This window comes from Aeromicrobium panaciterrae, from assembly GCF_039537165.1.
In the GTDB taxonomy this organism is placed as follows: Bacteria; Actinomycetota; Actinomycetes; order Propionibacteriales; family Nocardioidaceae; genus Aeromicrobium; species Aeromicrobium panaciterrae.
Genome location: NZ_BAAAZZ010000002.1, coordinates 2,514,971 through 2,533,207, shown reverse-complemented (window position 1 = coordinate 2,533,207; position 18,237 = coordinate 2,514,971). Strand labels below are relative to the sequence as shown.

The 18,237-nt window shown below is 66.7% G+C and carries 21 protein-coding genes and 1 other RNA gene; 7 read left to right on the top strand and 15 right to left on the bottom strand.

Annotation, left to right across the window (positions count from 1 at the left end; all coding sequences use genetic code 11):
- Window positions 1–40 precede the first annotated feature (40 nt).
- From ssrA to ABD683_RS13275, 9 genes are all read right to left on the bottom strand, one after another.
- Window positions 41–409: a transfer-messenger RNA gene (gene ssrA, locus ABD683_RS13315) on the bottom strand.
- Between the two features lie 193 nt (window positions 410–602).
- Window positions 603–1,976, bottom strand: a complete 1,374-nt coding sequence (locus tag ABD683_RS13310; protein WP_344770438.1) for an MFS transporter — start codon at window positions 1,974–1,976, stop codon at window positions 603–605.
- Complete coding sequence (locus ABD683_RS13305) at window positions 1,973–2,839, bottom strand: amidohydrolase family protein (RefSeq protein ID WP_344770437.1); 867 nt, start codon at window positions 2,837–2,839, stop codon at window positions 1,973–1,975. Before ABD683_RS13305 ends, ABD683_RS13310 begins: the two co-directional genes overlap by 4 nt.
- Window positions 2,839–3,315: an SsrA-binding protein SmpB gene (gene smpB / locus ABD683_RS13300; RefSeq protein ID WP_309971478.1), complete on the bottom strand. Its 477-nt coding sequence runs from the start codon at window positions 3,313–3,315 to the stop codon at window positions 2,839–2,841. Before smpB ends, ABD683_RS13305 begins: the two co-directional genes overlap by 1 nt.
- A 12-nt stretch (window positions 3,316–3,327) precedes the next feature.
- Window positions 3,328–3,813 (bottom strand): SRPBCC family protein, encoded by a 486-nt coding sequence (locus tag ABD683_RS13295; protein WP_344770436.1) that lies wholly within the window; start codon window positions 3,811–3,813, stop codon window positions 3,328–3,330.
- Between the two features lie 6 nt (window positions 3,814–3,819).
- On the bottom strand, window positions 3,820–5,064 hold the full coding sequence (locus ABD683_RS13290) for a peptidoglycan DD-metalloendopeptidase family protein (protein ID WP_344770435.1): 1,245 nt from the start codon (window positions 5,062–5,064) through the stop codon (window positions 3,820–3,822).
- A gap of 93 nt (window positions 5,065–5,157) precedes the next feature.
- Window positions 5,158–6,072, bottom strand: coding sequence for a permease-like cell division protein FtsX (ftsX, locus tag ABD683_RS13285; protein ID WP_344770434.1), 915 nt, complete (start codon window positions 6,070–6,072; stop codon window positions 5,158–5,160).
- Between the two features lie 7 nt (window positions 6,073–6,079).
- Window positions 6,080–6,769 (bottom strand): cell division ATP-binding protein FtsE, encoded by a 690-nt coding sequence (gene ftsE, locus ABD683_RS13280; protein WP_344770433.1) that lies wholly within the window; start codon window positions 6,767–6,769, stop codon window positions 6,080–6,082.
- Between the two features lie 51 nt (window positions 6,770–6,820).
- On the bottom strand, window positions 6,821–8,017 hold the full coding sequence (locus tag ABD683_RS13275; protein ID WP_344770432.1) for an ROK family transcriptional regulator: 1,197 nt from the start codon (window positions 8,015–8,017) through the stop codon (window positions 6,821–6,823).
- Window positions 8,018–8,126: 109 nt separating this feature from the next.
- Here ABD683_RS13275 and ABD683_RS13270 point away from each other — a divergent pair, with 109 nt between their 5' ends.
- The 5 genes from ABD683_RS13270 (at window position 8,127) to ABD683_RS13250 (ending at window position 14,122) form a co-directional block, all read left to right on the top strand.
- A complete protein-coding gene (locus ABD683_RS13270) occupies window positions 8,127–9,659 on the top strand; it encodes a sugar ABC transporter ATP-binding protein (RefSeq protein ID WP_344770431.1) in 1,533 nt (510 codons plus the stop codon).
- 76 nt (window positions 9,660–9,735) lie between these two features.
- Window positions 9,736–10,731: an ABC transporter permease gene (locus tag ABD683_RS13265; protein ID WP_344770430.1), complete on the top strand. Its 996-nt coding sequence runs from the start codon at window positions 9,736–9,738 to the stop codon at window positions 10,729–10,731.
- Window positions 10,732–10,776: 45 nt separating this feature from the next.
- Entirely contained in the window at window positions 10,777–11,829 is a 1,053-nt protein-coding gene (locus ABD683_RS13260) for a substrate-binding domain-containing protein (protein WP_344770429.1), read from the top strand.
- Between the two features lie 102 nt (window positions 11,830–11,931).
- Complete coding sequence (locus tag ABD683_RS13255; RefSeq protein ID WP_344770428.1) at window positions 11,932–13,113, top strand: Gfo/Idh/MocA family protein; 1,182 nt, start codon at window positions 11,932–11,934, stop codon at window positions 13,111–13,113.
- Window position 13,114: 1 nt separating this feature from the next.
- The gene (locus ABD683_RS13250; protein WP_344770427.1) at window positions 13,115–14,122 is read left to right on the top strand and encodes a sugar phosphate isomerase/epimerase family protein; all 1,008 of its coding nucleotides are present in this window, start codon (window positions 13,115–13,117) and stop codon (window positions 14,120–14,122) included.
- Window positions 14,123–14,233: 111 nt separating this feature from the next.
- Here ABD683_RS13250 and prfB read toward each other — a convergent pair whose 3' ends face one another.
- Window positions 14,234–15,337 (bottom strand): peptide chain release factor 2, encoded by a 1,104-nt coding sequence (gene prfB / locus ABD683_RS13245; protein ID WP_344770426.1) that lies wholly within the window; start codon window positions 15,335–15,337, stop codon window positions 14,234–14,236.
- A gap of 22 nt (window positions 15,338–15,359) precedes the next feature.
- Window positions 15,360–15,653 carry a DUF5302 domain-containing protein gene (locus tag ABD683_RS13240; RefSeq protein ID WP_344770425.1) on the bottom strand — a complete coding sequence of 98 codons (294 nt, stop codon included), beginning with the start codon at window positions 15,651–15,653 and terminating at the stop codon, window positions 15,360–15,362.
- A gap of 39 nt (window positions 15,654–15,692) precedes the next feature.
- Between ABD683_RS13240 and ABD683_RS13235 the strand changes: the two genes are divergently transcribed.
- On the top strand, window positions 15,693–16,106 hold the full coding sequence (locus ABD683_RS13235) for an HIT family protein (protein ID WP_344770424.1): 414 nt from the start codon (window positions 15,693–15,695) through the stop codon (window positions 16,104–16,106).
- Between the two features lie 10 nt (window positions 16,107–16,116).
- Entirely contained in the window at window positions 16,117–16,728 is a 612-nt protein-coding gene (locus tag ABD683_RS13230) for a LysE family translocator (RefSeq protein WP_344770423.1), read from the top strand.
- A gap of 100 nt (window positions 16,729–16,828) precedes the next feature.
- Here ABD683_RS13230 and ABD683_RS13225 read toward each other — a convergent pair whose 3' ends face one another.
- The 4 genes from ABD683_RS13225 to ABD683_RS13210 are packed head-to-tail and all read right to left on the bottom strand — an operon-like array spanning window position 16,829 to window position 18,229.
- On the bottom strand, window positions 16,829–17,251 hold the full coding sequence (locus ABD683_RS13225; RefSeq protein WP_344770422.1) for a pilus assembly protein TadG-related protein: 423 nt from the start codon (window positions 17,249–17,251) through the stop codon (window positions 16,829–16,831).
- A complete protein-coding gene (locus ABD683_RS13220) occupies window positions 17,248–17,676 on the bottom strand; it encodes a hypothetical protein (protein WP_344770421.1) in 429 nt (142 codons plus the stop codon). Before ABD683_RS13220 ends, ABD683_RS13225 begins: the two co-directional genes overlap by 4 nt.
- Window positions 17,673–18,056, bottom strand: a complete 384-nt coding sequence (locus ABD683_RS13215; protein WP_344770420.1) for a TadE family protein — start codon at window positions 18,054–18,056, stop codon at window positions 17,673–17,675. Before ABD683_RS13215 ends, ABD683_RS13220 begins: the two co-directional genes overlap by 4 nt.
- 2 nt (window positions 18,057–18,058) lie before the next feature.
- Complete coding sequence (locus ABD683_RS13210; protein ID WP_344770419.1) at window positions 18,059–18,229, bottom strand: hypothetical protein; 171 nt, start codon at window positions 18,227–18,229, stop codon at window positions 18,059–18,061.
- Window positions 18,230–18,237: the final 8 nt, after the last annotated feature.

Sequence of the window (18,237 nt, the reverse complement as noted above, 5' to 3'; positions counted from 1 at the left end):
CCCCACTCACCCAAAACCGGGGTGAGTGGGGCGTCGTCATTCGTGGAGCTGCCGGGAATCGAACCCGGGTCCTATGGCGCTGAGTCAGGGCTTCTACGGGTGTAGTTCGTCTAGCGCTTTTCTCGGCCCCGGAGCTCGGACGAACACGTCTCCGACAGGCTCAGTCGCATAAGAGTCCCGGACACACCCTGCGACGTGGTGTGTCCAGCAAGTCCCCTAGATGACGTTGGTGATCTGGGGCGGGAACGCCCCCAGGCCAACGCTTCACCTATCGCTTAGGCAGCGAGGGCGAAGTCAGTGCGCTTGGAATCGGCACTTGTTGGTTTCCAGAGATCGTTAAAGAGATAACCCTGGATCCTCTACCCGCTTCTCCTGAATCGAACGACCTTAGTCGAAACCGATCAGCCCCTCTTGAATTTTCAAAGCCGCCGAAGCAACTGCATTACATACTACTCCGCCGCAACGACACGACCCAGCCTCACATTCCGTCCGAGCCACGGCCAGTGGTGCAAACCGGAGCGCGAGTGGTGCAGGTCCGGGAGACGCGCCGTCTCAAAAACCCGCGTTTGCACCACTCGCGGGGGGCCGGCTGGCCGGGCCGTTCAGTCGGACTGCAGCGCCGCTGGGCTGACCTTGCGGCCGTGGATCAGCGTCATGGCGCAAAGACCTGCGACCACCAGCATTCCGGCACAGATCCACATGCCGGTGCGATAACCGGGCGAGAAGACCTCGGGGTCGGAGAAGTTCGCGCCCGCGATGCCCGCGATGGGCGGGATGGCGGCAACTGCGAGGAGCGATGCCGTACGGGCGACGGCGTTGTTGATGCCCGACGCGATGCCGGTCTGGTCCATCGGAGCAGCAGCCAGCACCGCCGTCGTCAGCGGTGCGACGAGCAACGTGATGCCGGCACCGAAGACGATTGAACCGGGCAGCACGTCGATCCAGAAGTTGGGGCTTTCGCCGACGCCGAGCAGCATCAACAGACCGGCTGCCGACACGATCGGGCCGATCGTCATGGGCCAGCGTGGACCGATCTTGGCGCCGAGCTCACCCGCCTTGGACGAGAACAGCAGCATCAGGATCGTGATCGCGATCGTGGCGAGCCCGGCCTCGAGCGGGCTGTAGCCGCTGACGTACTGGAGCTGCAGCACGAGCAGGAACATCGAGCCGCTCAGTGCGCCGTAGATCGCGAACGTGCAGATGTTGGCCGCCGTGAACACACGATCGGTGAACAGGCTGAGCGGGATCAACGCGTGCGGTGAGAGCTTCTGGTGCACCACGAAGACCGCCATCAGCGCGATTCCGCCGATCGACCACGTCCAGGACTTCTCGACCAGTCCGTACGTCAGCAGCGCCAGTCCCCCGGCAGCCAGTGCGGCACCCGTCAGGTCGAGCTTGCCCTGCTCTCCCTTGGTCTCCGGCACATGCTTCACCGACAGCCAGATCACGGCAGCGGCGAGCGGGACGTTGAGCCAGAAGATCGAGCGCCAACCGACAGCGTCGACGAGCCAGCCGCCGGCCAGCGGTCCGATCGCGGTCGTGACACCCGCGAGTCCGGACCAGGCGCCGATCGCCTTGCCCCGGTCCTCCTCGACGAACGACGCCGAGATGATCGCGAGGCTGCCGGGCGTGAGGAGCGCCGCGCCGATGCCCTGCAGCCCGCGAGCGGCGACCAGCACCTCGATCGTCGGCGCAGCAGCGCACAGGACCGAGGCGAGGGCGAACCACGCGACACCGACCACGTACACCTTGCGACGGCCCAGCCGGTCACCCAGCGAGCCGCCGACGAGGATCAACGCGGCGAGCGTGAGCGTGTAGGCGTTGACGGTCCACTGCAATCCAGCAACACCGGCATCGAGGTCCTTGTCGATCGCGGGCAGTGCGAGACCGACGATCGAGCCGTCGAGGAATGCCATGCCCGAGCCGAGGATCATTGCGGCGAGCAGCCACTTGCCCTGCGCGCTGGCGAGCCTCACGGTGCACCAAAAAGCTTGACGCTGTTGTTCCAGAGCACGTCTGCCATCCAATCGTCGCCGAGGTCGAGCCGTTGCAGAGCCTCGACCTGGTGAGCGTACGCGTAGGGGATGTTGGGGAAGTCCGTTCCGAACAAGATCCTGTCCTGCAGGTCGACGAGTCGCGGAGTGATCTCCGCGGGTGCCGGGCCGTCCCAGAAGTCGACGAACGCCATCGTGGTGTCGAGTCGCACCCCCGCATAACGGCTGGCGAGATCGAGGAATTCCGCATACTCCGGCATTCCCAGGTGCGCGATGACGACGTTGAGCGATGGGTGGCGGCCGAGCACGTCGGCGATCCCGGCCGGCCCCGTGTGGTTGCCGGGAGCCGGTCCGGAGCCGGCATGCAGCACGATCGGCGTGCCGCTGTCGGCGAGCGCGCCCCATACGGGCTCGAGCAGTGGATCGTTCGCGGCGAAGTCACCGACCTGCAGGTGCGCCTTGAACAGCTCGACGCCGTCTTCGATGAGCGCTGAGACGTACGTCTGCGCGTCGGGCTCGGGATAGAAGGTCGCCGACCAGAGCGTGTCGGGCGTCCGCTCGGCGAAGCCACGCGTCCAGTCGTTCATGTATGCAGCGATGCCGGGCTTGTGCGCATAGGACATCGACGAGAACTTCTTGACGCCCATCGCGCGCAGCTGCTCGACGCGTTCTTCGTCGGTGCCGCGATAGGTGATGGGCCACGAACGGCCGAGCAGCGGTCCGGCGGAGTCGAAGTAGGCCCACACCTTGGCGAGGATCGCCGGCGGCATGAAGTGCACGTGCACGTCGAACAGCCCGGGAATGCCGAGCCCCGCGGCCAGCTCAGGGAGCTGGTCGTCCTGCACTAGTGGATGCCCTTGAGGCGGCGACCGAGGTCGCGCTCCGCCTCGCGGGTGGCCGTACGCTCGGCGATGGCGTGACGCTTGTCGTACGTCTTCTTGCCCCGTGCCAGCGCGATCTCGACCTTGGCGCGGCCGTCCTTGAAGTAGAGCGAGAGCGGGACGATCGTCAGCCCCTTCTCGGTGGTGCGGCGCTCGATGCGCTCGATCTCGGTGCGGTGCAGCAGCATCTTGCGGCGCCGGCGGGTCTCGTGGTTGGTCCAGGTGCCCTGCGTGTATTCGGGGATGTGGACGTGCAGCAGCCAGGCCTCGCCGCGCTCGACCTCGCCGAATCCGTCGACCAGGGATGCGCGACCAGCACGCAACGACTTCACCTCGGTTCCGGTGAGGACCAGACCGGCCTCAAACGTGTCTTCGATGTGATAGTCGTGGCGCGCCTTCTTGTTCTGCGCAACAACCTTGCGCCCCACCTCTTTGGCCACGGGTCAATTCTCTCATGGAGAAGATGCGCGAACGGCGGCCAGCACCTCCGAGTCGGAGCAACCTCGGGCGAATCCACTGATCCGGCGGTCGATGTCACGCTGCAGGACCCACCTGCCGATCCGCTCGGCGATCGGCGCGAGCCAGCGTGGCCGGCACCTGAAGCTGTAGCGCCAGGTCGCGCGCGTACCGCCGCCAGGTTCGGGCGCGAACCGCCACCCGCCGGCGAAGGACTCGAAGAACCACGGCCCGTCGATCATCTTCATGCCGACATTGGATGGCGGGTTGTACGACACGTACACGCTGATCATCCGCAACACCTTCAACCGGTGCTGCGTCGACGTGCGCACGCCCTTGGCCGGCTTCGTCGCACCGTCCATCAGGTGCTGCTCGTTGATGAACGGGTCCCAGCGCAGCCGTGTCTCGCCGGTCGTCTGCGACACGGCGAACGCGGTGGCGTGGTCCACTCCCAGGATCACGCTGGACTCGACGACCGGCATTCGGTCCTAGAGCCAGTTCATCGGGTTGGTCGTGTGGCCGTTGACCAGGACCATGAAGTGCAGGTGGCAGCCGGTCGAGTAGCCCGTCGTGCCGGAGTAGGCGATGACCTCGCCACGGCTGACGTGCTGGCCGGCGCGCTTCTTGAAGCGGCTCAGGTGGTTGTAGGTGGTCACGACGTTCACGCCGCGCATCGTGCCGTTGTTGAGGATCACCCGGTTGCCGTAGGCACCGTTGTAGTACTGGCTGATGATCGTGCCGCTGGCCGCCGCGCGTACCGGAGTGCCGCAGGGGACGCCGAAGTCCGTCCCGTCGTGCAGCTTGTAGACGTGGGTGATGGGGTGCAAGCGCATGCCGTACGGCGAGGTGATCGGACCGTTGACGGGCCGTGACAGAGTGCCTTGGCCGTCGCCGCCCGGATTGGAGCCGCCGTTGTTGACCAACGCTTGGATCTGCGCCTCGAGACGGTTGCGCTCGGCGACTTCCTCGCGGTACTTCTTCTCGTCCTCGGCCTTGGTCGCCGCTGCAGAGCCCTTCGCCTTTTCGCGCGCGGCGACGAGCCCGGAGATCGTGTCGCGCTGATCCTGCGCCTGGGCCTCGAGCTTGGTCTTGCGTACGAGGTTGGCCGCGGCTTCGGCACGCTGCTTCTTGACGATGTCGCGGAGCTTCTGCACCTCGTTGCGCTTGACCTCGAGCAGCACCTTGGTGGCGGCGAGTCCCTGCATCGTGGCGAGCTGAGCGTCGCTGACGGAGTCGTTGAGGTTCATCTGCTCGGTGAACTTCGCTGGGTCCTCGCCGCGGAGCAGGTCGCCGAAGGCGCGCATGCCGGGATCACCCTGCTGGAGGTTCTCGACCGTGAACTGCTCGACCTTCGCCTCGGACTCATTGAGCTCGGTCTCGCCCTGCTTGAGCTTGGCGACGGCGCCGTCGAGGTTGGCCTGGCTGACCAGCAGCTTGGCCTGCATCTGCGCATCGACCTGCTGGGCAACGGCGAGGAGTCCGCGCGTCTTGCCGAGCTGGTTTTCCGCGGCATCGAGCTTGGCCTGTGCGGCACGCAGCGCGAGCACGGCCGCGTTGTACTCCTTGGTCGAACCGTCGAGCGCCTTCTTGGCCTCCTTGGCTGCCGCGTTGGCTTCCTCCTGCTTCTTCTCGAGGTCGCTCTTGGAGTCGGCGAGAGAAGGGCTGGAGACAGCCGCCATCATCACGACGGCAAGCAGAGCTGCCATCACGGACTTGTGCCTGGACCTGAACATGACCTCGACCTTGGGGGAAGTTTCTCGCGTACGAGACTGTCGTGGTGTTACTGCTGTTGAAACAGTGACAAGAGTGACTCTAGGTCATTTCTCTCAGACGTCGAGGTATTTGCGCGTCATCACGAGTGTCGGAATCAGCGCCAGCAAGAGTGCGAGGAGCGTCGTCCCGCCGATCGCGAGACCTGCTTCGCGCCACCCGACCCATGTGGTCAACGTCCCCAGGGTGTCTCGGAGATAGCCGTACACGACGACGTACATGAAGCCGACGAGCGCCGCCGCGGCCAACGTCGCCGAGATCAATGCGGCGAGCAGCGACTCGAGCACGAACGGCAGCTGGATGTGCCAGCTCGAGGCACCGACGAGTCGCATGATGCCGATCTCACGCCGCCGCGCGAACGCCGTCATCCGGATCGTGTTGGACACCTGCAGGATCGCCGCGAGCACCAGCAAGCCTGCGATGCCCCACGACGCCCACTTCATGTTGCGCAGGATGTCGAACAGCGGCCCCAGCAGCTTCTTGAGCGAGTTGACGTTGCCGACGCCGTCCATGCCGGAGAGCTGACTCACCACGCCGTCGTACTTCTGGGCGTCCTTGAGCGTGACGAAGTAGGACTCGGGGAACGAGTCGGGGCCGAGCGTCTCGAGCTGGGCCTTGCCGCTGTCGGACTGGCCGAGCAGTGCGCGGGCGCGCTCGTAGTTGTCGGTCGGCGTACGGACGTCGAACGACTTGACCTCGGGGTTGTCGTTGAGCGCCGCCTTGACCGCTGCCTTCTGGTCGTCGGTCGCGACGCCGCCGATGCAGTTGGTGCTTGGGGAGTTCTTGGTGCAGAGGTTGACCTGCACCTGCAGCTTGTCGCCGAAGTACTTCTCGGTGCGGTTGACCTGGCTGTTGATCAGCAGACCCAGCGACACGAGCAGCAGGGACACCGTCATCGTGACGACCAGCGAGATCGTCATGGACTTGTTGCGCGAAAGGCTCTGGCCCAGCTCGCTCAGTGTGGCTCTCATGAATGCCTCAGTTCTGGTAGCCGTAGATGCCGCGGGCCTCGTCGCGCACGATCAGCCCGCCTTCGAGCTCGATGACGCGTTTGCGCATCTGGTCGACGATCGAGGAGTCATGGGTCGCCATGACGACGGTCGTGTCGGTGCGGTTGATGCGGTCGAGGAGCTTCATGATGCCGACGCTGGTGCCGGGGTCGAGGTTGCCGGTGGGCTCGTCGGCGATCAGGATCATCGGCCGGTTGACGAACGCGCGGGCGACCGCGACGCGTTGCTGCTCACCACCGGAGAGCTCGTCGGGCATGCGGTGACCCTTGCCCTCCAGGCCGACCATCTCGAGGGTCTCGGGAACGACCTTGGCGATCTCGCTGCGCGACTTGCCGATGACCTGCAGGGCGAACGCGACGTTCTCCGACACGGTCTTGTTGGGCAGCAGCCGGAAGTCCTGGAACACCGTGCCGACCTGGCGGCGCAGCTTGGGGACCTTCCAGCTCGAGAGCTTGTTGATCTCCTTGCCGGCGACATACACGCGCCCGGTGGTCGGTGTGGTCTCACGCAGGATCAGCCGAAGGAACGTCGACTTGCCGGATCCGGAGGCGCCGACCAGGAAGACGAACTCGCCCTTCTCGATCTCGAGATCGAGGGCGTCGAGCGCAGGGCGCTTCTGGCCGGGATAGGTCTTGGTGACCTTGTCGAATCGAATCACTCGATCGAGTCTAGGCAGACGGTGCCACGAGGCTGGGAAGGCTCGCGGAGGTCAGGCCGTGCGCTGGGCGACGTAGTCGTCGACGGCACGCGGTGCCAGTACCGCATCGATGACCATGGCACTGGCGCCGAGGATGCCACCCTGGCTGCCGACCTGGGTGCTCACGATGCGCAGGTCGTGCGTGGCCAGCGGCAGCGACCGCCGGTAGACGACCTCGCGTACGCCGGCAAGAAGGTACTCGCCCGCCTCCGAGAGCTTCCCGCCGATGACGATCACCGACGGGTTGAGCAGGTTGACACAGGTGGCGAGGACCGTGCCGAGGTCGCGACCGGCCTCTCGTACGGCTTGCAGCGCCGCGATGTCGCCCGCCGCCACCGCGTCGACGATGCCCTGGGACCCGTCAACGTCGAGCCCGAGCGCGCTGAGCTTGGCGGCGATCGCGGGGCCGGCGGCGACCGCCTCGAGGCAGCCGACGTTGCCGCAGCGGCACACCACGTCGTCGGGCGCGCCGGCGACCTGGACGTGACCGAGGTCGCCGGCCGAACCGAGCGCGCCGCGCATGAGTCGCCCGTCGGCGATGACTCCGGCACCGATACCTGTGGCGACCTTGACCAGCAGCAGGTGCTGCGCGGACTGCCACGACGTGACGAACTCGCCGAGGGCCATCAGGTTGACGTCGTTGTCGACGAGCACCGGCCCGCCGAACGTCTTGCCGAGCTCCTCGGGGATGTCGAAGTCGTGCCAGCCCGGCATGATCGGCGGGTTTGCCGGGCGGCCGGTGGCGTGCTCCACGGGTCCGGGTACGCCGATGCCGACGCCCGCGACGTCACGTACGGGCCGGTCGATGTCCTCGAGAAGCCCCAGGGCGATCCTGGTGACCAGGTCGAGGACGATCTCGGGACCATCGGCGATGTCGCTCTCGACGGTCTTCTCCTTGAGGATGCGTCCGGAGAGGTCGGTGACCGCGACACTGGCGTGCGAGGCACCCAGGTCGATCGCGATCACGACCCGGTTGTCGCGGTTGAGCGCGAACCGCGTGGGTGGCCGGCCACCCGTTGAAGCAGCCTCTCCGACGGGCGAGAGCAGTCCGGATGCCAGCAGCGCGTCCACGCGAGCTGTCACGGTCGAGCGGGCGAGGGACGACTGCTGGGCGAGCTCGGCGCGGGTGCGGGGGCGTCCGTCGCGCAGCAGCTGGAACAGGTCTCCGGTGCCGGCGAGCGTGGGGGGAAGCCCGGGGGGCACGGTCATGGCCATGAGTAAACCACGCCTCCTTCAGGCAACGCGTCGAGTCAAGTGTGTCGACGAACAACATACTTCTGCTTGACGAAAAGCAAAAGGTGTGACTAGGGTCACGGCCATGGCAACAGCTCTGCTCGAGATGCGCGGCATCGTCAAGGAGTTCCCCGGCGTACGCGCCCTGGACGGCGTCGACCTCGTGGTTCGCGCGGGCGAAGTTCACTGCCTGCTCGGCCAGAACGGTGCCGGCAAGTCCACCCTGATCAAGATCCTGTCGGGGGCCCACGGCGTCGACGAAGGAACGATCCTGTGGGAGGGCGAGCCCGTCACGTTCGCCGATCCGATCGCCGCGCTGGCGACCGGCGTCGCGACGATCTACCAGGAGCTCGACCTGATCGACGGGCTCAGCGTCGCCGACAACATCTTCCTCGGCCACGAGATGGCCCATGGTGGCGTGACCCGCGACTCCGACATGAACAAGAAGGCCCGCGAGCTGCTCGCCCGCCTGGGCCATCCCGAGATCCGGCCGACCCGCGAGGTCGGCAGCCTGTCGGCAGCCGGCAAACAGATCGTCTCGATGGCCCGCGCGCTGTCACACGACGCGCGCGTCATCGTGATGGACGAGCCGTCCGCCGTTCTCGACCCGGGCGAGGTCGACGGTCTGTTCACGGTTGTCGATGACCTGCGAGCCAGCGGGGCCGCGATCATCTACATCTCGCACCGCCTCGAGGAGATCCGCCGTGTCGGTGACCGCCTCACGGTGCTCAAGGACGGCAAGACCGTCGCCACCGACCTGTCCGCCAAGGACACCCCGACCTCCGAGCTCATCACGCTGATGACAGGTCGGACCGTGTCGTCGGTGTTCCCGCGACGTACCACCGACCTTCCCGAAGCTCCTCCCCTGCTGCAGGTGGCCGGCCTCGGGCGCGACCAGGAGTTCGACGACGTGTCGTTCGACGTACGTCCCGGCGAGATCGTCGGCATAGCCGGTCTCGTCGGCGCGGGGCGCAGCGAGATCATCGAGACCGTCTACGGCGCCCGCCACGCCACTCGCGGCTCCGTCACGGTCGATGGCAAGAAGCTGCGCAACGGATCGGTCGATGCCGCCGTCGCGGCGGGACTCGGCCTCTGCCCCGAGGAGCGCAAGTCGCAGGGCCTGATCCTCGACGACGCGGTCTACCGCAACATCTCGCTCGCCAGCCTCACCCGCTTCGCGCGCTACGGCATCTCCAAGGACGGCGCCGAGCGTCGTGCAGCCCATGAGGCGGCGAAGTCGGTCGACGTACGTCCCGACGCCCCCGAACGCATCATCCGCACGCTCTCGGGCGGCAACCAGCAGAAGGTCGTCCTGGCCCGTTGGCTGCTGCGGTCGTGCAGGGTGCTGCTGCTCGACGAGCCGACACGAGGTGTCGACGTCGGAGCCCGCTCGGAGATCTACAACCTGATCCGCGAGCTCGCCGACTCCGGCGTCGCCCTCGTCATCGTGTCGAGTGACATCGACGAGGTCCTCGGACTCTCGGACCGCGTGCTCGTCGTCGCCGACGGACACGTGGTGCACGAAGGACCCAGCACCGAGATCGACTCGTCGGGCGTGCTCGACCGCATCCTCGCCACCCATGACGACCAGCAGATGATCCAAGGAGACGTAGCGTGAGAGAGCGCAGCGAACGAACCATGAGTCACTCACACCGAGGCCTCCGTACCGTGCCTTTTTCAACGGAGGTTTCGGCGTGAGCACCGTTCAGGCAGAAGACACCAAGACCCGCGAGGACCGTGGCATATCGCTCGGCGTCGTCCGCAACCTCGGACTCGTCATCGCACTGGTCATCGTGTGCGTCGTCGGTATCGCCACCACCGGCGACCGGTTCGCCAGCACCGACAACGTGCTGACGATCCTGCGTCTCGCCGCCGTGCTCGGCGTCGTCGCGGTCGGCATGACGTTCGTGATCACCGGCGGCGGCATCGACCTGTCGGTCGGAGCGATCCTCGCGCTGGCCTCCGTGTGGGCGACCACCACCGGCACCCAGGCGATGGCAGACGACATCGGCTGGATCGCGATGGTGTTCGCCGCGGTGGTCGTCGGATCGGCATGCGGACTGATCAACGGGGTGCTGGTCGCGTACGGCAGGGTTGTCCCGTTCATCGCGACGCTGGCGATGCTGGCGTCCGCTCGCGGCCTCGCTGAGCTCATCGCCGATCGCAAGACCCAGATCATCACCAACCAGGGCTTCACCGACTTCTTCGGCGCCGAACCGCTCGGCATCCCCGTGATCGTCTACATGTTCGCGCTGGTCACGCTGGGCGGCTGGTTCCTGCTCAACCGCACGACGTTCGGGCGCCGTACGTTCGCCGTCGGCGGCAACCCGGAGGCGGCCCGTCTCGCCGGCATCAAGGTGCAGCGGCACACGGTCTACCTCTACACGCTGCTCGGCGCGACCTGCGGCGTCGCCGCGATCATGCTGATGTCGCGTACGACGACCGGGTCCTCGACCCATGGCCAGCTCCTCGAGCTCGATGCCATCGCGGCCGTGGTCATCGGCGGCACGCTGCTGAGCGGTGGCCGGGGCACCGTCGTCGGGACGCTGTTCGGCGTCCTGATCCTCACGACCCTCACCAATGTCTTCACGCTCAACAACCTGTCGACGTCGACGCAGAACGTCGCGAAGGGCGTGATCATCGTGGTCGCTGTGCTTCTCCAGCAGCGCATCGCGAACCGCAGGACCTGATTCACCGCACCACCACGTCACAACCCATCACAACAGGAGTCACACATGTCCACCATCCATCCACGGAGGCGCCGCGCCTTCGCCCTTGTCGGCGCATTCGCGGCGGCGACGCTCGTACTCGGAGCGTGTACCAACGGTTCCGGCGGCGACGACGACACCAGCGACGCCATCGGCAAGAGCAACACTGACAACGACAAGTCGGGCGACAAGGTCGTCATCGGCTTCTCGGCTCCCGCCGCCGACCACGGCTGGATGGGCTCCATCACCAAGTCGGCGATCGCCCAGGCCAAGGAGTACGACGACATCGACCTCAAGGTCGCCGAGGGCACCAACGACGTCAACCTGCAGATCTCGCAGGTGGAGACGTTCATCAACGACAAGGTCGACGCGATCGTCCTCCTGCCGTTCGACGGCGCAGCGATGACGGCCGTGGCCCGCAAGGCCATGGACGCCGGAATCGTCGTCATCAACGTCGACCGTGAGTTCAACTCGCCGTTCGCCGCCCGCACCACGGTGCTGGGTGACAACTACGGCATGGGTGTCTCCGCCGGTACGTTCGTGTGCGAGCAGGCCAAGGGCGACAAGAACAAGGTCGTCGCCGAGATCGCCGGCATCGACTCGCTGCCCCTGACGCAGGACCGCTCGCGCGGATTCGCCGACGCACTCAAGGTCTGTGGACTCAAGGTCAACAACCGCGTTGCCGCCGAGTTCACGGTCGAGTCGGGCGAGAAGGCTGCCTCGAACCTGCTGCAGGCTGCTCCGAAGATCGACTACCTGTGGAACCACGATGACGACCAGGGTGTCGGCGTGCTCGCCGCCATCAAGAACGCCAACCGCGACGAGTTCGTCATGATCGGTGGCGCCGGTTCGGCCAACGTCATGCGCGACATCAAGGCTGACAACACGGTGCTGAAGGCTACGGTCATCTACCCGTCGACGCAGGCTGCCGATGGCGTCAAGCTGGCCCGCCTGCTGGTCCAGGGCAAGTCGCTCTCCGACCTCGCCGAGGTGGAGGTGCCGCGTCAGATCAAGCTGTCGGCACCGGTGGTCACCAAGGCCAACGTCGACGACTACCTCGACTCGGCGTTCGAGTCCTGACAGGCCGGGGCCTGCGCGTCACGCTGCCGTGAACTCAGCTGACGCGCAGGCCCCCACACCACCTCTTCCCCCCTCCCCTGAACCTTCCGGAAGGCAAGGCACATGACTGACGCACGCACCGACCTCGGGATCGGCATGGTCGGCTACGCCTTCATGGGCGCCGCCCACTCGCAGGCGTGGCGCACCGCCCCCGCATTCTTCGACCTCCCCCTGCACCCGCGCATGGCTGCCATCTGCGGCCGCAACGAGGACGCCGCCGGCCAGGTCGCCCTGCGCTTCGGCTGGGAGTCCGTCGAGACCGACTGGCGCTCGCTGCTCACGCGCGACGACATCCAGGTCATCGACATCTGCACCCCCGGCGACACGCACGCCGAGATCGCCATCGAGGCGCTCAAGGCCGGCAAGCACGTGCTCTGCGAGAAGCCGCTCGCCAACACCGTCGCCGAGGCCGAGGCCATGGCCGCCGCCGCTGCCGACGCCGCCAAGAACGGCGTACGCGCCATGGTCGGCTTCACCTACCGCCGTACGCCCGCCGTGGCGCTTGCCCAGCGCCTCGTGGCCGAAGGTCGGCTCGGCACGATCCGCCACGTACGCGCCCAGTACCTCCAGGACTGGCTCACCGACGAGAACGCGCCGCTCAACTGGCGCCTCGACAAGGACAAAGCAGGCTCCGGCGCTCTCGGGGACATCGGAGCCCACATCATCGACATGGCTCAGTTCGTCACCGGCTCGCAGATCGCCTCGGTCAGCGGGCTCATGGAGACGTTCGTCAAGACGCGCCCCATCGCGGGCGATCACGCGACGCTCGGGGGGTCCTCCAGCTCCGACGCAGAGCGTGGACCGGTGACCGTCGACGATGCGGCCGTCTTCACCGCCCGCTTCGTCGACGGCGCCATCGGCGTGTTCGAGGCGACCCGGTTCGCCACGGGTCGCAAGAACGCGCTGCGGCTCGAGGTCAACGGCTCGAAGGGCTCGCTGGCGTTCGACTTCGAGGACATGAACGTACTCGAGTTCTTCGACCGCACCGAGGACCCCGCGATCTCCGGCTTCCGCCGGATCATCGTCACGGAGGCCTCGCACCCCTACATCGCCGCATGGTGGCCCCCGGGTCACGGACTCGGCTACGAGCACGGCTTCACCCACCAGGTCGTCGACTTCGTCAACGACATCGCCGCGGGCAACGACCCCGTACCTTCCTTTGCCGACGGCCTCGCCGTACAACGCGTGCTCGACGCCGTGGCGGCGAGCGCAGACGATGGCAAGACCCACCCGACAGGAGCTTGAGATGGCACGCCCGATCACACTGTTCACCGGCCAGTGGGCCGACCTCCCCTTCGAGGAAGTTGCCCGGCTCGCCGGCGAGTGGGGATATGACGGACTCGAGATCGCCTGCTGGGGCGACCACTTCGACCCATGGCAGGCCGTGGAGGACCCCGCGTACGTGAAGTCGCGCCACGACATCCTGGAGAAGAACGGGCTCAAGGTCTACGCGATCTCCAACCACCTCACGGGTCAGGCCGTCTGCGACGACCCGATCGACGGTCGCCACGAGGGCATCCTGTCGTCACGCATCTGGGGCGACGGCGATCCTGAGGGCGTACGCCAGCGCGCTGCTCAGGAGCTCAAGAACACCGCCCGCGCCGCCAAGCTGCTCGGCGTCGACACCGTCATCGGCTTCACCGGCTCGGCGATCTGGAAGTACGTCGCGATGTTCCCGCCGGCGTCCGAGGAAATGGTCGCAGCGGGCTACACCGACTTCGCCGATCGCTGGAACCCCATCCTCGACGTGTTCGACGAGGAGGGCGTCCGCTTCGCCCACGAGGTGCACCCGAGCGAGATCGCGTACGACTACTGGACGACGCATGCGGCGCTGGACGCGATCGGTCACCGTGAGGCGTTCGGCCTCAACTGGGACCCGTCGCACTTCGTCTGGCAGGACCTCGACCCGCTCGGATTCCTGTGGGACTTCAAGGACCGGATCTATCACGTCGACTGCAAGGACGCCAAGAAGCAGGTCGGCAACGGCCGCAACGGCCGTCTCGGCTCGCACCTGCCGTGGGCGGACCCGCGTCGTGGCTGGGACTTCGTCTCGACGGGTCGCGGTGACGTGCCGTGGGAGGCGTGCTTCCGCATGCTCAACACGATCGGCTACGACGGACCCATCTCGATCGAGTGGGAGGACGCCGGCATGGATCGCCTGCTCGGAGCGCCTGAGGCGCTGGCGTTCGTGAAGAAGAACCTCTTCGACGCACCAGAGGCGGCGTTCGACGCCGCCTTCAGCTCCGGCGACTAGTCCTGGGGCGGTGACCTGGCGTCCACCGGCCTGTGCCTCCTGGACGCTGAGTCACCGCTCACCTCACGTTGGTTGGGGCGGTGACCTGGCGTCCACCCAGACGTACGTGGGCTAGGCGGCGCTGCGGCGCCAACGAATTCCGGCTTCGATGAAGTCGTCGATCTCGCCGTCGAGCACCGCCTGGGTGTTGCCGGTCTCGTACTCGGTGCGCAGGTCCTTGACCATCTGGTAGGGGTTGAGGACGTAGTTGCGCATCTGGTCACCCCATGACGCCTGTACGTCTCCGCGCATCTCGTCGAGCTGAGCCCGCTCCTCGGCCTTCTTGAGCGCGAGCAGCTTGGCCTTGAGGATGACCATGGCGCTGGCCTTGTTCTGCAGCTGGCTCTTCTCGTTCTGGCAGCTGACGACCGTGCCGGTCGGGATGTGCGTGAGGCGTACGGCGGAGTCCGTCGTGTTGACGCTCTGACCGCCGGGGCCCGACGAGCGGTAGACGTCGACGCGAATGTCTTCTTCGGGAATGTCGATCTCGTCGGTCTGCTCGAGCACCGGCACCACCTCGACCGCCGCGAACGACGTCTGACGGCGTCCCTGGTTGTCGAACGGCGAGATGCGTACGAGGCGGTGCGTGCCGGCCTCGACCGAGAGCGTGCCGTAGGCATAGGGCGCCTTGATCGCGAACGTCGTCGACTTCAGGCCCGCCTCTTCGGCGTATGACGTGTCGTAGACCTCGACGGTGTAGCCATGGCGCTCGGCCCAGCGGATGTACATGCGCTGCAGCATCAGCGCGAAGTCGGCCGCGTCGACACCCCCGGCGCCCGAACGGATCGACACCAGCGCGTCGCGCATGTCGTACTCCCCCGACAGCAGGGTGCGGACCTCGAGCGCCTCGATGGCCTTCTGGATCTTGACGAGCTCGCCGGCGACCTCGGCCTCGGCGGCGGCGTCGCCCTCCTCGGCGGCCATCTCGTGCATGATCTCGACGTCGTCGAGACGCTGACGGAGACCCGTGACGCGCTCGACCTCGGCCTGCAGCGTGGAGAGCCGGCTGGTGACGCGCTGGGCATTGGCCTGGTCGTCCCAGAGACCGGGGTCTCCGACCTCCTCCTGGAGGGACGCGATCTCGGCGCGGATGGAGTCGAGGTCGAGGACCTTCTCGATCGACGTCAGGGTCGTGTCGAGGGCCTTGGTCTGCTCAGCGAAGTCGGGTGTTGCCACCTGTCGAGGTTACCCGGTCGGGTCAGACGCTCTTGCGGCGGAACTCGGGCGCCATCGTGGGGCCGGTCGCTCCGTGCGACTTCTCGCTGCCGTCGTGGTCAGCACCCTCTGCGGAGGCGTGCTGGCTCGCGTTCTTCTTCTCCAGCGCCTCGCGGAACTTCGCCTTCATGTCGAGCTTGTCGCCCTCGATCTTTTCGGGAGCAGCAGCCTTCGCGACCTTCTTGGCCTTCGTGGCCGGAGCAGCCTTGTCGGTCGCGGCCTGCTTCGCCGGGTTGCCGCTCTTGGGCTTCTTCTTCGCGGTCTTCTTGGCAGCCATGCCCCCACCCTAGTGCCCTCGCTGTGATGTGATCGACCCATGAGTGACGACTGTCTGTTCTGCGGCATCATCGCCGGGACGGCCGAAGCGACCATCGTGCTCGACGAGGAGCACGTCGTGGGCTTCCTCGACGTACGACCGGTGTTCAAGGGTCACGTGCTCCTGGTCCCCCGCCAGCACCTCATCACGCTCGCCGACCTGCCGACGGATCTGATGGTCCCGCTGTTAGATGCTGCGAAGCGCGTCGGCAACGCGATCACCTCCGGGCTCGGCGCCCAGGGCACGTTCGTCGCGATGAACAATGTCGTCTCACAGAGCGTCGCGCACCTCCACGTCCACGTGGTGCCGCGTACCAAGGGCGATGGTCTGCGTGGATTCTTCTGGCCGCGCACGAAGTACGCCGACGGCGAGGCCGAGACGTACGCAGCAACGATCCGCGACGCGATGAAGTAGCCTGCCGCGCATGAGCACAGCGTTCATGGTCACGACCCTGGTCATCGTTGCCACTCCCGGCACGGGAGCGCTCTACACGATCTCGGCCGGCATCTCGCGCGGAACGAAGGCCAGCATCATCGCCGCGATCGGCTGCACGCTCGGCATCATCCCGCACATGATCGCCGCCATCACCGGCCTTGCCGCCCTGCTGCACGCCAGCGCTGTTGCGTTCCAGACGCTCAAGTACGCCGGCGTCGCCTACTTGCTCTACATGGCCTGGACGACGCTCCGAGACACCAGCGACCTCGCCGTTGACGAGGAGACCTCGCCGCGTACGGCCTTGAAGGTCATCCGTTCGGGCATCCTGATCAACGTCCTCAATCCCAAGCTCACGATCTTCTTCTTCGCGTTCCTACCACAGTTCGTACCCGCTGGTCAGTCCAACACCTTGTCGCGCATGCTGCTGCTCAGCCTGGTCTTCATGCTGGTGACCCTCGTGGTGTTCGTCCTGTACGGCCTGTTCGCTGCTGCCGTACGCGACCAGGTCATCTCTCGCCCGAACGTCGTGCTCTGGATGCGCCGTTCGTTTGCCGGCACCTACGCGGCACTCGCGGGACGGCTGGCCCTCGCCACGAAATAGCTGCGCGGCGGCGCTCCCGGGGCCCGGCAGCACGTCGATGTCGCCGGCGTGCATGGGTTCGCCGCAGCTGGCGCATCGCAGGTCGACACGGCCGCAATGGCTAGGGCGAGTCGCCGAGGCGGAGCTGGGACGTCGCCTCGGACACGATCGTGGTCTGCGAGTCCCATCCCGGTGGCGCGATGGCAAGCGTGATGGTCCGCTCAAGTCGTACGTGGACCTCGTCGCCGTCAGAGGTCACCGCGACCGATCCGACATCACCGCCGGACGCCGCCAGGTAGGACGCCACGAGGCGGCGAGCCTCCGCCGGATCGAGCTCAACGGCCGTGTCAGCACCGTCTCGGTAGAACGCCTCTTCGCTCAGGCCATCCGCAGCCGCGAGCGCGGCACCGTCGGCGAGGTTGGCGAGCTCCTGCCGCTCCAGGAATGCCGCTGACGAGTTGACGACCACGACAGCGAGCAGTGCAAGGAAGACGAAGAACCCGATCGTCATCACCGTGACCTGGCCACGTTCGTCTCGACTCATGACCCCGCCGCCCGAAAGCTGCCGTACGGCTCGGTGTGCACGCTGTCGACGGCGATGCCGCCGAGCTGCGAACCCAGGGCGCTGGGGGTCAGCGGCAGGGCCTGGGTCGTGCTGATGCGCACGCGCACCGACGAACCCGGCTGGAGGCACGCACCCGGCGTCGGCAGGCACGAGATCTGGATGTCCGCGGCCGACATGCCCTGGTCGCCGAGGGCGACCTCTGCCGCGATTCGGGCACGACGTTCGGCGGTCGCGACATCGGGTGCCTGGACGAACGCCCGAGCGGCGGCGCGGCTGGCGGTCGATACGCCGTATGCGGCGCGCTGCGCATCGAACACCGCGATCACGATGTAGACGAACGGCACCAGGAGCAGGATCGTCAGCCAGACGAACTCCACCGACGCCGTGCCGTCGTCGTGACTCATGGTGCAACCTCCCGCACGGCGTGGCCGCGCACCGTCAGCGACACTGACGGACCGAACAGTCCGAGCGCCGGCACGTCCGCGTGCACGACCACCTCGGAGCCGGCGACACCGCCCACGGTGGTCCAGGATGCCGAGACACCGTCGGCGTAGCGATCCGCGAGCGCCTGCCGGATCAACGCCCGCGTACGAGCCGCACCGTCTTCGGGAGTCGCTCCGAAAGGTGCCGCTGCCCGGGCGCCTTCAGATGCCGCAGATGACAGGGTGTTGCGGACGTGAAGCACCAGGCCGACCTGGGCGATGCCGAGCACCAGTGGGACGAGCAGCATCATCACGAGCACGAAGTCGACGACCGCCGCTCCGGCCTCATCGCGGCGGGGCACGTTCAGCCGCCGACCGCCGACAGTGCCTGCTCGAGCATCTGACGCAGCTGCGGACCCGCGACGGCACCGAGCACGGCCACCAGCCCAGCGCTCATCACGGTGATCATGACCCATCCGGGCACGTCACCGCGCTCGTCGTGGCGAGATCCAAGCCGCTTCAACAGTCTCTTCATGGCGTTCC

Excerpts from the sequence above, each read along its gene's own strand:
- ABD683_RS13250 (WP_344770427.1), top strand. The coding sequence starts at position 13,115 with ATGGCACGCCCGATCACACTGTTCACCGGCCAGTGGGCCGACCTCCCC.
- ftsX (WP_344770434.1), bottom strand. The coding sequence starts at position 6,072 with ATGAGAGCCACACTGAGCGAGCTGGGCCAGAGCCTTTCGCGCAACAAG.
- ABD683_RS13275 (WP_344770432.1), bottom strand. The coding sequence starts at position 8,017 with ATGACCGTGCCCCCCGGGCTTCCCCCCACGCTCGCCGGCACCGGAGAC.
- ABD683_RS13220 (WP_344770421.1), bottom strand. The coding sequence starts at position 17,676 with ATGAGTCACGACGACGGCACGGCGTCGGTGGAGTTCGTCTGGCTGACG.
- ABD683_RS13290 (WP_344770435.1), bottom strand. The coding sequence starts at position 5,064 with ATGTTCAGGTCCAGGCACAAGTCCGTGATGGCAGCTCTGCTTGCCGTC.
- ABD683_RS13210 (WP_344770419.1), bottom strand. The coding sequence starts at position 18,229 with ATGAAGAGACTGTTGAAGCGGCTTGGATCTCGCCACGACGAGCGCGGT.
- ABD683_RS13270 (WP_344770431.1), top strand. The coding sequence starts at position 8,127 with ATGGCAACAGCTCTGCTCGAGATGCGCGGCATCGTCAAGGAGTTCCCC.
- ABD683_RS13230 (WP_344770423.1), top strand. The coding sequence starts at position 16,117 with ATGAGCACAGCGTTCATGGTCACGACCCTGGTCATCGTTGCCACTCCC.
- ABD683_RS13295 (WP_344770436.1), bottom strand. The coding sequence starts at position 3,813 with ATGCCGGTCGTCGAGTCCAGCGTGATCCTGGGAGTGGACCACGCCACC.
- ABD683_RS13235 (WP_344770424.1), top strand. The coding sequence starts at position 15,693 with ATGAGTGACGACTGTCTGTTCTGCGGCATCATCGCCGGGACGGCCGAA.
- ABD683_RS13225 (WP_344770422.1), bottom strand. The coding sequence starts at position 17,251 with ATGAGTCGAGACGAACGTGGCCAGGTCACGGTGATGACGATCGGGTTC.
- ABD683_RS13240 (WP_344770425.1), bottom strand. The coding sequence starts at position 15,653 with ATGGCTGCCAAGAAGACCGCGAAGAAGAAGCCCAAGAGCGGCAACCCG.
- ABD683_RS13260 (WP_344770429.1), top strand. The coding sequence starts at position 10,777 with ATGTCCACCATCCATCCACGGAGGCGCCGCGCCTTCGCCCTTGTCGGC.
- ABD683_RS13255 (WP_344770428.1), top strand. The coding sequence starts at position 11,932 with ATGACTGACGCACGCACCGACCTCGGGATCGGCATGGTCGGCTACGCC.